This window comes from Chromobacterium sp. IIBBL 290-4 (genome assembly GCF_024207115.1).
In the GTDB taxonomy this organism is placed as follows: domain Bacteria; phylum Pseudomonadota; class Gammaproteobacteria; order Burkholderiales; family Chromobacteriaceae; genus Chromobacterium.
Genome location: NZ_CP100128.1, coordinates 3,902,980 through 3,916,460 on the forward strand (window position 1 = coordinate 3,902,980; position 13,481 = coordinate 3,916,460).

Annotated in this window: 13 protein-coding genes; 9 read left to right on the plus strand and 4 right to left on the minus strand. The window is 61.6% G+C overall.

The window, feature by feature from the left end; all coding sequences use genetic code 11:
* Positions 1 to 41: 41 nt before the first annotated feature.
* From lpxD to NKT35_RS18330, 8 genes are all read left to right on the plus strand, one after another.
* On the plus strand, positions 42 to 1,088 hold the full coding sequence (gene lpxD, locus NKT35_RS18295; RefSeq protein WP_254295690.1) for a UDP-3-O-(3-hydroxymyristoyl)glucosamine N-acyltransferase: 1,047 nt from the start codon (positions 42 to 44) through the stop codon (positions 1,086 to 1,088).
* Entirely contained in the window at positions 1,081 to 1,533 is a 453-nt protein-coding gene (fabZ, locus tag NKT35_RS18300) for a 3-hydroxyacyl-ACP dehydratase FabZ (RefSeq protein WP_254295692.1), read from the plus strand. The genes lpxD and fabZ overlap by 8 nt, the downstream gene beginning before the upstream one ends.
* A gap of 2 nt (positions 1,534 to 1,535) precedes the next feature.
* On the plus strand, positions 1,536 to 2,312 hold the full coding sequence (gene lpxA, locus NKT35_RS18305; RefSeq protein ID WP_254295693.1) for an acyl-ACP--UDP-N-acetylglucosamine O-acyltransferase: 777 nt from the start codon (positions 1,536 to 1,538) through the stop codon (positions 2,310 to 2,312).
* 4 nt (positions 2,313 to 2,316) lie between these two features.
* Entirely contained in the window at positions 2,317 to 3,489 is a 1,173-nt protein-coding gene (lpxB, locus tag NKT35_RS18310; protein WP_254295695.1) for a lipid-A-disaccharide synthase, read from the plus strand.
* Entirely contained in the window at positions 3,480 to 4,076 is a 597-nt protein-coding gene (gene rnhB, locus NKT35_RS18315) for a ribonuclease HII (protein WP_254295696.1), read from the plus strand. The genes lpxB and rnhB overlap by 10 nt, the downstream gene beginning before the upstream one ends.
* A gap of 1 nt (position 4,077) precedes the next feature.
* Positions 4,078 to 4,593: a DNA-deoxyinosine glycosylase gene (locus NKT35_RS18320; RefSeq protein WP_254295698.1), complete on the plus strand. Its 516-nt coding sequence runs from the start codon at positions 4,078 to 4,080 to the stop codon at positions 4,591 to 4,593.
* A gap of 78 nt (positions 4,594 to 4,671) precedes the next feature.
* On the plus strand, positions 4,672 to 5,730 hold the full coding sequence (locus NKT35_RS18325; RefSeq protein WP_254295699.1) for an NAD-dependent epimerase/dehydratase family protein: 1,059 nt from the start codon (positions 4,672 to 4,674) through the stop codon (positions 5,728 to 5,730).
* Between the two features lie 326 nt (positions 5,731 to 6,056).
* Positions 6,057 to 6,278, plus strand: a complete 222-nt coding sequence (locus tag NKT35_RS18330) for a hypothetical protein (RefSeq protein WP_254295701.1) — start codon at positions 6,057 to 6,059, stop codon at positions 6,276 to 6,278.
* Here NKT35_RS18330 and NKT35_RS18335 read toward each other — a convergent pair.
* Genes NKT35_RS18335 through NKT35_RS18345 form a run of 3 tightly spaced genes read right to left on the minus strand, consistent with a single transcriptional unit; the run spans position 6,265 to position 10,212 of the window.
* On the minus strand, positions 6,265 to 8,460 hold the full coding sequence (locus tag NKT35_RS18335) for an ATP-binding protein (protein WP_254295702.1): 2,196 nt from the start codon (positions 8,458 to 8,460) through the stop codon (positions 6,265 to 6,267). The genes NKT35_RS18330 and NKT35_RS18335 overlap by 14 nt on opposite strands.
* A 3-nt stretch (positions 8,461 to 8,463) precedes the next feature.
* On the minus strand, positions 8,464 to 8,973 hold the full coding sequence (locus tag NKT35_RS18340; protein WP_254295705.1) for a putative pterin-binding protein: 510 nt from the start codon (positions 8,971 to 8,973) through the stop codon (positions 8,464 to 8,466).
* Between the two features lie 21 nt (positions 8,974 to 8,994).
* Positions 8,995 to 10,212 carry an EAL domain-containing response regulator gene (locus NKT35_RS18345; protein ID WP_254295708.1) on the minus strand — a complete coding sequence of 406 codons (1,218 nt, stop codon included), beginning with the start codon at positions 10,210 to 10,212 and terminating at the stop codon, positions 8,995 to 8,997.
* Between the two features lie 196 nt (positions 10,213 to 10,408).
* On the opposite strand from NKT35_RS18345, the gene NKT35_RS18350 reads away from it, so the two are divergent.
* Complete coding sequence (locus tag NKT35_RS18350) at positions 10,409 to 12,013, plus strand: NAD(P)/FAD-dependent oxidoreductase (protein WP_254295711.1); 1,605 nt, start codon at positions 10,409 to 10,411, stop codon at positions 12,011 to 12,013.
* 113 nt (positions 12,014 to 12,126) lie between these two features.
* Here NKT35_RS18350 and NKT35_RS18355 read toward each other — a convergent pair whose 3' ends face one another.
* Positions 12,127 to 13,479, minus strand: a complete 1,353-nt coding sequence (locus tag NKT35_RS18355; protein WP_254295718.1) for an ATP-grasp domain-containing protein — start codon at positions 13,477 to 13,479, stop codon at positions 12,127 to 12,129.
* Positions 13,480 to 13,481: the final 2 nt, after the last annotated feature.

The window sequence follows — 13,481 nt, forward strand, 5'->3', positions numbered from 1 at the left end:
TTCAACCGGAGTAAGCCGACCCCGGGTCGGCTTTGTTTTTGATGTCCTACACACTCGCATATATCGTAGAGCAGCTGGGCGGCGAATTGCGCGGCCCGGATATGACGGTGAGCCGCCTGGCGCCGTTGGAAAGCGCGGCCGCCGACGAGATCGCTTTTGTCGCCAGCCCGAAATTCCGCCGCCAGATGCAGGCTAGCGGCGCGGGCGCCTTGATCGTCACCGCGGCTCTGGCGGAGGAGTCGGAAGGCAAGTCGCTGATTGTGGCGGCTGATCCCTATCTGTATTTCGCCCGTCTGGCGACCTTGTTTCATCCGCCCAAGACGCCGCGCGCCGGCATTCATCCGCGGGCTGTCGTCGGGGAGGATTGCCGTATCGCAGCCAGCAGCGAGGTCGCCGCCAATGCCGCGATCGGCGACAGGGTCGTCATCGGCGAACGCTGCCGCATCATGCCTGGCGCCGTGGTGGGCGACGATTGCGTCATCGGCGACGATGTCACGCTTTATCCTAACGTGACGATTTATCACGGCTGCCGGATCGGCAACCGCGTCGGCGTGCATTCCGGCAGCGTGATCGGCGGCGACGGCTTCGGCCTGGCCTGGGACAAGGACCATTGGTTCAAGATTCCGCAGACCGGCCGCGTGGTGCTGGAGGACGATGTCGAGATCGGCGCCAATACCACGGTGGACCGCGGCGCGCTGGTGGATACGGTGATCCGCAAGGGCGCCAAGATAGACAATCTGGTGCAGATTGCCCATAACGTCGAAATCGGCGAGCATACCGCCATCGCCGGTTGCGTCGGCATCGCCGGCAGCACCAAGATAGGCGCGCGCTGCACTGTAGGCGGCGCGGCGATGTTCGTCGGCCACATCGAAGTGGCGGATCGTACCCATATCGGCGGCGGCACCCTGGTGTCGAAGTCGATCAAGGAGGCGGGGACTTACGCGTCCTCCTACCCATTGCAAAGCATGAAGGACTGGCTGTCCAACGCCGTCCACGTGCGCCATCTGGATGATTTCGCCAAGCGCGTCAAGCAGCTTGAGCGGGAACTGGAAACACTGAAAAAATCGAAGGAAGAACCTCATGAGTGAACACGCTGTCTCGATCGATGTCCGCGAGATCATGCGCTGCCTGCCGCATCGTTACCCTTTCCTGCTGGTTGACCGCGTCACCGAGCTGGAACCGAACGTGCGCATCAAGGCGCTGAAGAACGTCACCATCAACGAGCCGTTCTTCGCCGGCCACTTCGAACAATATCCGGTGATGCCGGGCGTGCTGATCATCGAGGCGCTGGCGCAGGCCGCCGGCATCCTGGCGATCAAGAGCCAGGGCGAGCGCTCGGAGAATGAACTGTATTTCTTCGTCGGCATCGACAACGCCCGCTTCAAGCGCCAAGTGGTGCCGGGCGACCAACTGGTGTTCGAAGTGAGCCAGATGACCGTCAAGCGCGGCATCGGCAAGTATGCCGCCCGCGCGCTGGTAGACGGCCAAGTGGCCTGCGAAGCCGAAATCATGTGCGCCCGCCGCGAGGTGTAAGCATGGCCATCCATCCGACCGCAGTTGTAGATCCCAAGGCACAGATCGCCGACGACGTGGAAATCGGCGCGTACTCCATCATCGGCCCCAATGTCAGCATCGGCGCCGGCAGCTGGATCGGCCCGCACGTGGTGATCGAAGGCCATACCCGCATCGGCAAGAACAACCGCGTATTCCAGTTCTGCTCGCTGGGCGCCATCCCGCAGGACCTGAAATACGCCGGCGAGCCGACTAGGCTGGAAATCGGCGACAACAACACCATTCGCGAGTTCTGCACCTTCAACACCGGCACGGTGCAGGATGGCGGCGTCACCCGCATCGGCAGCGACAACTGGATCATGGCCTATGTCCACATCGCGCACGATTGCCAGGTAGGCAACCACATCATCCTGGCCAATAACGCGACGCTGGCCGGCCACGTGCATCTGGGCGACTGGGTGTTCCTGGGCGGTTTCACCAGCGTGCACCAATTCGTCATCGTCGGCGAACATGCGATGACGGCGTTCGCCAGCGCGGTGGCGCAGGACATTCCTGCCTATGTGACGGCGCATGGCAATCGCGCGGTGCCCTCCGGCATCAACGCGGAAGGCATGAAACGCCGCGGCTTCACGCCGGAGCAGATCCGCCGCGTGCGCAATGCCTACAAGACCTTGTACCGCCAAGGCTTGAGCTACGACGAGGCCAAGACAGCCATCCTGGCCGAGGCCGGCGAAGGGCATGTCGAGCTGGAGCCCTTCGTGCGCTTCTTCGGCCAGTCGGCGCGAGGCATCATCCGCTGAGCTTATGAGCGATCAACTGTTCAAGCGCAAAGGGGCCTTGAAAATCGCCATGGTGGCCGGAGAGGCCTCGGGCGACTTGCTGGCCGCTCATTTGATGGATGCGCTGCGTGCGCATCGGGCCGATGTCGAGTTCGCAGGCATCGGCGGGCCGCGGATGGAAGCCCGCGGCTTTAACAGCATGGTGCCGCAGGAAAAGCTGGCGGTCCGAGGCTACTCCGAGGTATTCAAAAGCCTGCCGGAGTTGCTGAAGATACGCCGTCAGTTGCGCGATCAATTGCTGGCTGAAAAGCCGGATGTCTTCATCGGCGTGGATGCGCCCGACTTCAATCTGGCTCTGGAAGGAGCTTTGAAAAAGGGCGGCATTCCTACGGTGCATTACGTCAGTCCTTCGGTCTGGGCCTGGCGCCCGGAGCGGGTGCAGAAAATCGGCAAGGCGGTCAATCACGTATTGTGCCTGTTCCCGATGGAGCCTCCCTTGTACCGCCAGGCCGGCGTGCCGGTGACTTATGTCGGCCATCCATTGGCCAGCGAGATTCCGCTGGAGCCGGACATGGACGCGATGCGCGACCAGCTGGGCGTGCCGCGCAATGTGCCGGTGTTCACCTTGATGCCGGGCAGCCGCAAGAGCGAGCTGGAATACATGGTGCCGGTGTATCTGGATACAGCCAGGTTGTTGCTGCGCCAGTATCCCGATGCCCAATTCCTGGTGCCGTTGGCCACGCGCGCCACTGTGGACTTGTTTGAGCAGATGCTGTCGCGCTTCAAGGCGCGCGATCTGCCGATCCGCCGACTGTTTGGCCACGCGCAGATGGCAGCCATCGCCAGCGACGTGGTGCTGGTCACCAGCGGCACGGCCACGCTGGAAGTGGCTTTGACCAAGCGGCCCATGGTGATCAGCTACAAGCTTTCCAGCCTCACCTACCGTCTGGTCAAGCGCAAGATCAAGCTGCCTTACGTAGGTTTGCCGAATATCCTGTGCAACCGCTTTGTCGTGCCGGAGTTGCTGCAAAAAGACGCCACGCCGGAAAAGCTGGCGGCGGAAATGCAGCGGCTGTTTACCGATACGGCGGCGCGCAAGGATATGGCGCAGGCTTTCACCGAGTTGCAGCTGGCTCTGCGGCAGGATACCGCCACCCGCGCCGCGCGCGCGGTGCTGGAGGTGGCGCGATGCCATTGAGTCCGCTGCTCGCGGGAGTGGACGAGGCTGGGCGCGGCCCTCTGGCCGGCGCGGTGTTCGCCGCGGCGGTGGTTTTGGATCCCGCCAAGCCGATTGCTGGTTTGGCGGACTCCAAGGTGCTGAGCGAGGCGAAGCGCGATGCCTTGGCGGAGTTGATCAAGCGCGATGCGCTGGCTTGGTGCATCGCCAGCGCCAGCGTGGATGAAATCGACAAGCTCAACATCCTGCACGCCACCATGCTGGCCATGACGCGGGCCGTGGAGGGCTTGTCGGTCACCCCGGATCTGGCCCAGATAGACGGCAACCGCGTGCCCAAGCATCTGCCGGTGCCGGGCGAGGCCATCGTCAAGGGCGACGCCAAAGTGCAGGCTATCTCAGCAGCGTCCATCCTGGCCAAAACCGCGCGCGACGCGGAGCTGGTGGCCTTGGATGGCCGTTATCCGCAATATGGCTTCGCCCGGCACAAGGGCTATCCCACCGCGGAGCATCTGGCGGCGATAGAAGCGCACGGCGTGCTGGCCGAGCATCGCAAAACTTTCGGCCCGGTCAAGGCATGGCTGGCGCGCCAGCAGGGGCAGCTGTTCTGAAATGGACGCGGATCAATCAGCCAAACGCTGCTTTCCGCCGGTGGTCGATGCCCAGACGCGAGTCCTGATTCTGGGCTCCTTGCCGGGGGATGCTTCCTTAAAAGCCAGCCAGTATTACGCCCATCCGCGCAATGCGTTTTGGGCTTTGTTAGGCGGGCTCATCGGCGTGGATTTGCCAACTTTTCCTTATGAGGCCCGCCTGCAAGCCTTGCTTGCCCGCGGCGTCGGCCTTTGGGATGTGATCGCCGAGGCCGACCGCAAGGGCAGCCTGGATGCGGCCATCCGCAATCAAACCCATAATGCTTTGTCGGAGCTGATCTCCAGCCTGCCGCTGCTGCAAGCGGTGGCCTTCAACGGCGGCACGGCGGCGAAGCTCGGTCGGCGGCAATTGCATGGCCTTGCTGAAGGCGTAGCGATGCTGGACTTGCCGTCCAGCAGCCCGGCTTATACGCTGCCCTTAGAGAAAAAGTCGCTGGCTTGGGCCGATCTTGTTCCTTACCTGAGCCAGAAGATATAAGCCTGTCTTGAATTGACGCGCATCGTCGCCATGTCTGCATGGCATTCGCATTGAAATAATCTCTTTGAGGTGATTCTTGTGAGCGATGTCCCATATTGCCAGATGAGCGAGGAGGTGGCCGTAGCGGGCCTGGCGCAGGCTCCGGTTGCGCTCAACATCCTGATCATGGGCGGCACGTTGTTTCTAGGCCGCCACATTGTCGAAGCCGCGTCGGCGCGCGGGCATAGGCTCACATTATTCAACCGCGGCCGGCAGAATGACGCCTTGTTTCCCGACATGGAAAAACTGAGAGGTGACCGCGACGCGGACATGTCGGCCCTTCAGGGGCGGCGCTTCGATGTCGTCATCGATCCATCGGCTTATCGGCCGGAGCAGGTTGAGCGGCTGTTGCGCGTGCTGGGCGAGCCGCCGGGGCTCTACGTCTTGGTCTCCACGGTTTCCGTTTACGATGGTTTGCCGCCAGGGCAGCCTTATGACGAGGCGCGCAAACGCCTGAGCGGCGGGGACGGATATGGCGCGCTGAAGGCCAGGGCCGAGGACGCGTTAACCGCAGCCTTGCCAGGGCGGTATGTCATTGCGCGACCCGGCGTGATAGTGGGCCCCTATGACCCGACTGACCGATTCAGCTACTGGTTGAGGCGACTCGATCTTGGCGGCGATGTGCTGGCGCCGGGGCGGCCGGAAAGGCCAATCCAATATGTCGATGCCCGGGATTTGGCGGCTTGGCTTGTGGCGCTTGCGGAGCGCGGCCAAGCGGGCGCCTTCAATGTCGCCGGACCTGTCCAGCCCTTGAGCATGGGCGAGTGCCTGGAGGCCTGCCAAGCCATTGCGGGTGCTGCGGCGCGATTGCATTGGGTATCGGATGGGGAGATTGCGGATGCCGGGTTGGCGGCCTGGACGGAGCTCCCATTTTGGCTGCCTGAAGACGACGCGGTCTTCGGCGGGATATTCATGGCGGACAGCCGCCAAGCGTTGGCCCATGGGCTTTCATTGCGCCCTTTGGAGCAGACGATTGCGGAGACCCTGGCGTGGCTGCGCGAGGCTGGTGAGACTCCTGAGTCCTCTGTGCGGGTGACGCCGATAAGCGCCGCTCGCGAGCGGGAGGTGCTGCGCATGCGCAGGAGGATTTCCGTTTGAGAATGCCTGGGGGCGGCGCGAAGCCTTCTTGCGGAGAACGAGTCCGATAGCGGCGAGGCCAGTGATTTCGGTTGTGATCTCACAGCCTGCGCCGCGGACCTGGCAAGCGTTGTTTAGCGCGGCGCCAGCCATGTCGATGCGGCCAATCGAGCCTGCGCGGAGATCGTCTTGGCGCAGCCGCGGTGTTGCGGATTCACCTTCTTCCGCGACTGGCGCTCGCTGGCGCGGCGCCTTCTCCATACAAGGCTTGCTAAATGGCGGCGATTCAGCCGATATTTACATCTCCCATGCCATATTTGCCGCAACAGCCCGCCGGAGGGTAGACCATGAGCCGTTACTGCATCTGGTTCGTCACGGCCGACGACAGTGTGATGCGCAGAGCCGAAGTCGCCATCAATGGCGTTATCCATGGGCATCAAGTCCTGGAGGAGATTGAGGCGCAGTTGGCCCAGGACTGCGGCCTCAGCCAAGTGATGATTGTGGACTGGAAGCCGTTCGAGGTGCCTGAAGGCGCTGCGACTAGGGATGGCTTGATCAGGGTGGCGTGAGCTCGGAGTTGAGATAGCCCTGCATGACGCAGGCGTCGCGTGTGGCGTGGTATTGCGCCAGCACCTGCTGGATGTGGGAGGCCGGGGAGTTGTTGCTTTGGGTGATTTCCTGCTCCAGAGCCAGGCATTGCTGCGCCAGGCTGGTGAAGCCCAGCGTGACGGCGCCGCCTTTCATGCTGTGCGCCAGGTGGAACAACTGCACCCGATCCAGTTGGTGAATGTTGTCCTCCATCTGGCTGTAGGTGGCCATGTGGCTGGAGAAGAACTGCGCCACCAACTCCAGATATTTCTCCCGGGTCAGCAGGTCGATGAAGTCTGCGATGGCGCCGCTGTCCAGCGATACGGCTTCAACAGGCAGCGATGGCGTGATTGGCGGAAAGTGCTTTAGCAGCATGGCAAGCAATTGCTCCCTGTGAAGTGGTTTGGACAGAAAGTCATCAAGCCCATGGCGCAGCACTTGCTGACAGGTTTCCGGGAAGGCGTCGGCGGTCAGCGCGATGATCTTCATATTCGGCGTCATCGCCTCCAGCCGCATGCGGCGGGTGGTTTCGAGTCCATCCATGACCGGCATGTGCAAATCCATCAACACCAGGTCATAAGGTTCTTTTCTGGCAAGCGTCAGCGCTTCGGGCCCGTCGCTGGCCATGCTTGGCGCTTGCCCCATGCGCTCCAATAGCGCGAGCATGTATTTGCGGTTGACTGCATTGTCGTCGACCACCAGGATGCGGATCGGGACCGACAGTTCTGCCGCCGGACAGGCCTTCTCGGAGAGCTCCAGCGCCGGCATGTCCGTGACTTGCAGCGGCAGGCTGAGATGGAAGCTGCTGCCTTGCCCCTGTTTGCTGGTGACGGTGATGTTGCCCCGCATCAATTGCGCCAGGCTCTGGGAGATTTCCAGCCCCAATCCGCTGCCGCCGTATTGGCGAGCGGTGGAGCCGTCTCCTTGGGAGAAGCGTTTGAACAGGCGCGCCATGGTGGCCTCGTCCATCCCTATGCCGGTATCGGTCACCAGGACGCTGAGAGCGACCTCTCCCGCGACCTCGCCGGGAGATACGCTGGCCTGGACGGAGATGCCGCCATGCTCGGTAAATTTCACGGCATTGCTCAGCAAATTAAGCAGTATCTGCCGCAGCCGCGTCGGATCCAGCACCACCCATTCCGGCAATTCGGAAACCAATTCCAGGCCCAGCGTCAGATTTTTGGCCTGGGCCTGCGCGCTCAAGAGATTGACGATCTGCCTCAGCAAATAGGGCAGATTGCAAGTCACCGGCGCGAGCTCCAGCTTGCCCGACTCCAGTTTGCTGGCGTCCAGCACGTCGTTCAGCAGCAGCAGCAGATGTTTGGCGGACTCCTCGGCGGTGTTGATGTAGCTGGTTTGGTTGGGGGAGGGGGCGCTGTCCGCCAGCAGGGACAGCATGCCGAGCACGCCATTGAGCGGCGTTCGGATTTCATGGCTCATATTGGCCAGGAAGGCGCTTTTTGCCAGGCTGGCGGTTTCGGCTTCATTGCGGGCGTCCTCTAGTTTGCTCGTCAGGCGCTCCAACTCCGATTTGCGGCGCTCCAGTTGTCTCAGCTGGCGGAAAACGATGGTGCCGAATCCCAGGATCAGCAGCCACTCGAAGCCCATCAGCCAATTGCTGATGGCGATATGCTGTTTCATGGTTCGGTTTCGGCCGTCGACCATTTCCGCAACGGACTCATTGGCCTGCAAGGAAAGATCATGCAGGCCTTCGCTCATTTGCTGGAGCTCCGCCTCCAGCCGTGCCAGGCGCGCTCCGTCCAGTTTTCCGGTTTGATCGCGGAAAAACTGGTCGCCGTCATTCACAAAGCCATCCAGACGGGTTTGCATTTGCTGATAGCTGGGCAAGTCTTGCATCACCGATTTGTACAGGCCGGTGCGGATGATGCCGATGCGGCTGACGAAGATGTCGTAGCGCTCCTGCAATTGATCGGCATCGCTCTGGCCGTGCCGGGCTCTTTGCATCGCGTCCAGCAAATGAAGTTGCTCGGTTTCCAGCTGGAAATACGCCCAGATAATGTTGTCATCCTGATACAGCAGCGCATAGGCCAGCATTTCTGATTGCCGCAGCTGCAGATAAGCCACTCCGGCGAAGACGCAGACCAGCGTGACGCCGATCGCTATCAGCGCCCGCCAGGAGGTATGCCGCTTCGACTTGAGCATGCTTTACTCCACCTGAAGGGTCTTCAGCTGCCAAGCGGAGCGGTTGTAATAAATCTCCGACTTCAAGGCCGGCTGGCTGTCGTAGGGGTAGACGATGAACAGGGGGCCCTTGTCGCGCACCGACATGGGCTTGCCGTTCAATAAGCGGGCCAGCACGACATTGAATTTCGCCGCGTCCGCCAGGGGGATCTCGGTTTTGTAGTCGTTCAAGGCTATGGCTTTGAGCTTGTCGCCCTTGGCGCCGACGACGGCCAGCACGTCTTGCAGATAGGGGCCGGTGAATTGACTGATGCCTGGAATCCATGGCGTATGCGTGGCAATGGTGTGTTGCGGCAGCTTGGCCAGCATGTCCATGTCGAAGGCGGCGTCGTTGTCGCGGTTCTTGTGGGCGATCTGGCCGCTGATGACCAGCACTATTTTGCCTTTAGGCTTATCCAAGGTCTCAGCCCCTTGGGCATGCGGCATGCCAAGCGACAATATCAACAGCATGGCGGCCAGGCGTAGTGCTTGCATGGTGCGGCTCCTGTCTAGGCGTTAATTGAGATTGGGCAGGTCATAAGCGCTGTCTTGCGGCACCGGAAAGACGCCATTGTGCTTGAGCAGCCAGCGGCGGAAGTTCTCCGCGTCGATAGGGGGAGAAATATACGAGCCTTGGGCCTTGTCTATGCCCAGCTGGCGGCATGACAGCCATTCGGTGATTGTCGCGACGCCTTCGGCCACGACCAGCAGCTTCAATTGCTTGCCCAGGGCGGCGCTGGCTTTCAGTATGGAAAGGTTGGTGGGGTTTTGCGCGGAATCGATCACAAATCCCTTGTCTATTTTCAGTTCGGTGAAGGGCAGCTTGGATAGTCTGTCCATGCTGGCGAAACCGGTGCCGAAGTCGTCGATGGCGAGTTTGGCGCCTTTCAGACGCAGACGGGACAGAATCTCCAGCGCGCGGGTCGGGTTTTCTATCAGGCCGGTTTCGGTGACCTCTACCGTCAAGCGGGACATCGGATAGCCGTTGCGCGTGAGTATCGATTCGAATTCCGAGACCAGCGCGGTATCGGAGAGCGAGGTCATGGAAAGATTGATGGACAAATCCAAAGGCGGATTGTCGATCAGCTTGCTTAGAATCGAGGTGGCGGAATCCAGCAGGCTGAGCGTCAACGGCGTGATCAGCCCGGTTTTTTCCGCCAGCTCAATGAACTGCAGCGGACTGGTAAGACCTAGCCGGGGGTGATGCCAGCGGGCCAGGATTTCCACCGAGTGGACCTTGCCGCTGAGCATGTCGACCTGGGGTTGGAAAAAGGGGCAGAATTCGTTTTTTTCGATGCCGTCGCGCATTTCCTCCTGCGTAGGCTGGCTGGCCAGCGAGGCCGGTCTGCGCGCCGCGGGAGGCGCTTGCGTAAGCAGGTCCAGCAGTGTGCTGTGATTGATCGGTTTGGGCAGCACGCCGGCCAGCCATAGGTCATATAGCCTTGCCAGCTCCGCGACGGACTCAAGCACTTTTTCGTCGAATCCGCTGGAGATCAGCAATTTGCCTTGATACGTCCTCTCGCCCAGGTGCCGGACGAACTCGATGCCGTCCATTCTCGGCATGTCCAAATCGCAGAAGATCACGTCGAATTGCAAATCGCCCGCGTCGAGCTGCACCAGCGCCTCGATGCCGTCATTGGCGACGGCGATCTTGTCGTAACCCAATCGGCGCAGCACCATGACGAGGAACTGCTGGGAAACCGCGTCGTCGTCTATGACCAGTATCTGGTGCATGAACCCTCCCATGGATAGGCCGCCGGTCGCGGCTTTATGCATTATAGCCAGCGCCTCGTCTTGCGCGAGGCGGCTTGCGAGAGGACATTTTTTGTCTTTGCTCAGGCGATATGCCAGGCAGCGCTAGGGTCGCGCTCAGTTTGTCGCTACAATATCGGCCTCGTTGAATAGACACCAACCTAGCACTGGATTTTTTATGTTGCGCATTTCCGAATTGAAGCTGCCGCTGGACCATACGCCGGAGGAGCTGGCTGCCGCCGTTTCCGATTTTCTGAAAGTGTCGGCAGCCGACGTTCGAAGCTTTACTGTGTTCAAACGCAGCTACGACGCGCGCAAAGGCGTGATGAGCCTGGTCTACATCATCGATGCGGACGTGGCCAATGAAGACAAGCTGTTCGCCCGTTTCAAGGGCGATCGCCGGGTGGCGCCCACTCCGGACACTAATTACTACTATGTCGCCCAAGCGCCGGAGAATCTCAAATCCCGGCCGGTCGTGGTCGGTTTTGGCCCTTGCGGCATTTTCGCCGCGCTGATCCTGGCGCAAATGGGTTTCAAGCCCATCGTGCTGGAACGCGGCAAGGAGGTGCGTCAGCGCACCAAGGATACCTGGGGCCTGTGGCGCAAGAGCGAGCTCAACACCGAGTCCAATGTCCAGTATGGCGAAGGCGGCGCCGGCACCTTCTCCGACGGCAAGCTGTACAGCCAGATCAAGGACCCGCGCCATCTGGGGCGCAAAGTGCTGACCGAATTCGTCAAAGCCGGCGCGCCGGAAGAAATCCTTTATCTCGCCCGTCCGCACATCGGCACTTTCCGCCTGGTTTCCATGGTGGAAAACATGCGCGCCGACATCATCGCCTTGGGCGGCGAAATCCGTTTCGAGCAGCGCGTGGACGACCTGATCCTGGACGGCGACCGCGTGCGCGGCGTGAAGCTGGCCGACGGCGGCGAGGTGCTGAGCGATCATGTGGTGCTGGCGCTGGGCCATAGCGCGCGCGACACTTTCCAGATGCTGGAAAAGCGCGGCGTGTACATGGAAGCCAAGCCCTTCTCCGTCGGCGTGCGCATCGAGCATCCGCAATCGTTGATCGATGCGGCCCGCTGGGGCAAATACGCCGGCCATCCGCTGCTGGGCGCGGCGGACTACAAACTGGTGCACCATGCCAGCAACGGCCGCGCGGTGTACAGCTTCTGCATGTGCCCGGGCGGCACCGTGGTGGCGGCCACCTCGGAAGAAAAGCGCGTGGTCACCAATGGCATGAGCCAGTATTCCCGCAATGAGCGCAACGCCAACTCCGGCTTCGTGGTCAGCATTTCGCCGGAAGTGGATTATCCGGGCGGCCCGCTGGCTGGCCTGGACTTCCAGCGCGAACTGGAAAGCAAGGCGTATGAGCTGGGCGGCGGCGACTACTTCGCCCCGGCGCAGTTGTTGGGCGACTTCATGGCCGGCAAACCGTCCACCAAGCTGGGCGAAGTTGAGCCGTCGTACAAACCGGGCGTGACCATGACCGACCTTGCGCGCATCCTGCCGGATTTCTGCGTGGAAGCGATGCGCGAGGCGATTCCGCACTTCGCCCGCCAGATCCGCGGTTACGATCTCAACGACGCCGTGCTGACCGGCCTGGAAACCCGAACCAGCTCGCCGCTGCGCATCACTCGCGGCGATGATTTGCAGAGCCTGAACATCAAGGGCCTGTTCCCGGCGGGCGAGGGGGCGGGCTACGCCGGTGGCATTCTTTCGGCCGGCGTGGATGGCATCAAGATCGCGGAGGCAGTGGCGCAGGCTATCGTGTCTGGCCGTTGATTTTGCGCGCGAGCCGGTTTGTCAGGCTGCGGCAAGAAGACGAACAACCCTGCTTGCGAGCGCGCGCAGGGTTGTTTTTTTTACGAAGGCGGTGGGAGGTAGCGCCGGCATGGCTATGGCCGAGGGCGCCGGACGGCTTGGCGGGCCAGCAGCATGCTCTCAAATGCTTCGGCTATGTTTTGCACTTGGCGATTCTTGTGCGCCAGCGGGCTGTTCACCCCTACCCAATGCACCAGCATGGCTGGATTGGCCTCGAAAACCAGCAGCTCGCCGTTAGGCAGCAGGCTGAAGTCTATGCCGGCATAGTCTAGATCCAGACGGCAGCCGATCTCATGCAAGGTCGCCATTGCCCGCGCGCCCAGCGTGTGTTGCGGGTTTTCCAGAAAGCCGCGCTCTTCTTCTATTTTCCAGGGCTGCTCCTCCATGCCGGCGCTGTGATAATGCACCATCCAGTGTTCGGCGATAGCCAGGTGATAGGGCATTGGCTGACGGTCGATGAAGACTGCCCGATATTTTCGGTAGCAGCCATCGGCGCTGCGGTAGTCGATATAGCTGCTGAGGTAATGGCTGCCGGCTTCCTTGCGCAGTTGGCCTAGCGCTTCTTCAAGCGTGTCGCACCGTTGCAATCCATCGCCGCCCTGCGTGGCGGCAGGACGCGTCAATAGCGGAAAGCGCAGGCCGGCGCGCAGCAGGATGGTCTGCAGCGCGGCTTCGTCAGGGGGCGGGCTTTGCAATTGTAGGCAGGGGGCGATGCGCACGCCATCCAGCGCCGCCAGCCTGGCAGGCAGCCGGTGACGTTGGGTAGCGGCTACCCGGTGCGGCGGATTGAGCGTCTGGAGGCGATTGCCCGCCAAAAAGCGACGTAGCCTGGGCAGCATCGCGCGGGCGATATCCGGCTCGCCGATGGCGTTGAAAACCAAGTCATGCGGCGGCAGCGCAGCATCCTCGGATTCCGCCGCGCAATCCAGTGCGTACTTGATCCGCGTGCTGCCGCCGGCGGCGAGCAGGGTATCGAATGGCGTGTTGCCGACGGCGCGCCCGACGCACAATATCAACAGGCGCCTGGTCGCGGGCTCCACTTCTTCTATGAATACCCGCTGCAACTGGTAGGCGTGTTCGCGGCAGCGAGCTTCTTCCAGAGCATTCCCCGCGTGATGATGAATGGCGGCCAGATTGAGGTAGGCGCCGGCCTGGTTCGGATCCAGTCTCAGCAACAGGTGGTACCAGCGCTCCGCGGAGTCGTAATCCTGCTTCATGAAATAGCCGGTGGCGATGTCGCTCAGCGGCTGCAATGCGCTATTGCCTGCGCCCAGCCCGTAGGCTTGCAGCGCATGCGCGGCCAGAAGGTGCGCGGTGGCGCCCAGCTCATCGCCTAACGCGCGGGCCAGCTTGGCCATGACCAAATGCAGGCTGATGTCCTGAGGCGCGGCATCCAGCCGAGCTTGCAATTCGATCAATTCGTCCATGG

Excerpts from the sequence above, each read along its gene's own strand:
- lpxD (WP_254295690.1), top strand. The coding sequence starts at position 42 with ATGTCCTACACACTCGCATATATCGTAGAGCAGCTGGGCGGCGAATTG.
- fabZ (WP_254295692.1), top strand. The coding sequence starts at position 1,081 with ATGAGTGAACACGCTGTCTCGATCGATGTCCGCGAGATCATGCGCTGC.
- lpxA (WP_254295693.1), top strand. The coding sequence starts at position 1,536 with ATGGCCATCCATCCGACCGCAGTTGTAGATCCCAAGGCACAGATCGCC.
- lpxB (WP_254295695.1), top strand. The coding sequence starts at position 2,317 with ATGAGCGATCAACTGTTCAAGCGCAAAGGGGCCTTGAAAATCGCCATG.
- rnhB (WP_254295696.1), top strand. The coding sequence starts at position 3,480 with ATGCCATTGAGTCCGCTGCTCGCGGGAGTGGACGAGGCTGGGCGCGGC.
- NKT35_RS18320 (WP_254295698.1), top strand. The coding sequence starts at position 4,078 with ATGGACGCGGATCAATCAGCCAAACGCTGCTTTCCGCCGGTGGTCGAT.
- NKT35_RS18330 (WP_254295701.1), top strand. The coding sequence starts at position 6,057 with ATGAGCCGTTACTGCATCTGGTTCGTCACGGCCGACGACAGTGTGATG.
- NKT35_RS18335 (WP_254295702.1), bottom strand. The coding sequence starts at position 8,460 with ATGCTCAAGTCGAAGCGGCATACCTCCTGGCGGGCGCTGATAGCGATC.
- NKT35_RS18340 (WP_254295705.1), bottom strand. The coding sequence starts at position 8,973 with ATGCAAGCACTACGCCTGGCCGCCATGCTGTTGATATTGTCGCTTGGC.
- NKT35_RS18345 (WP_254295708.1), bottom strand. The coding sequence starts at position 10,212 with ATGCACCAGATACTGGTCATAGACGACGACGCGGTTTCCCAGCAGTTC.
- NKT35_RS18350 (WP_254295711.1), top strand. The coding sequence starts at position 10,409 with ATGTTGCGCATTTCCGAATTGAAGCTGCCGCTGGACCATACGCCGGAG.
- NKT35_RS18355 (WP_254295718.1), bottom strand. The coding sequence starts at position 13,479 with ATGGACGAATTGATCGAATTGCAAGCTCGGCTGGATGCCGCGCCTCAG.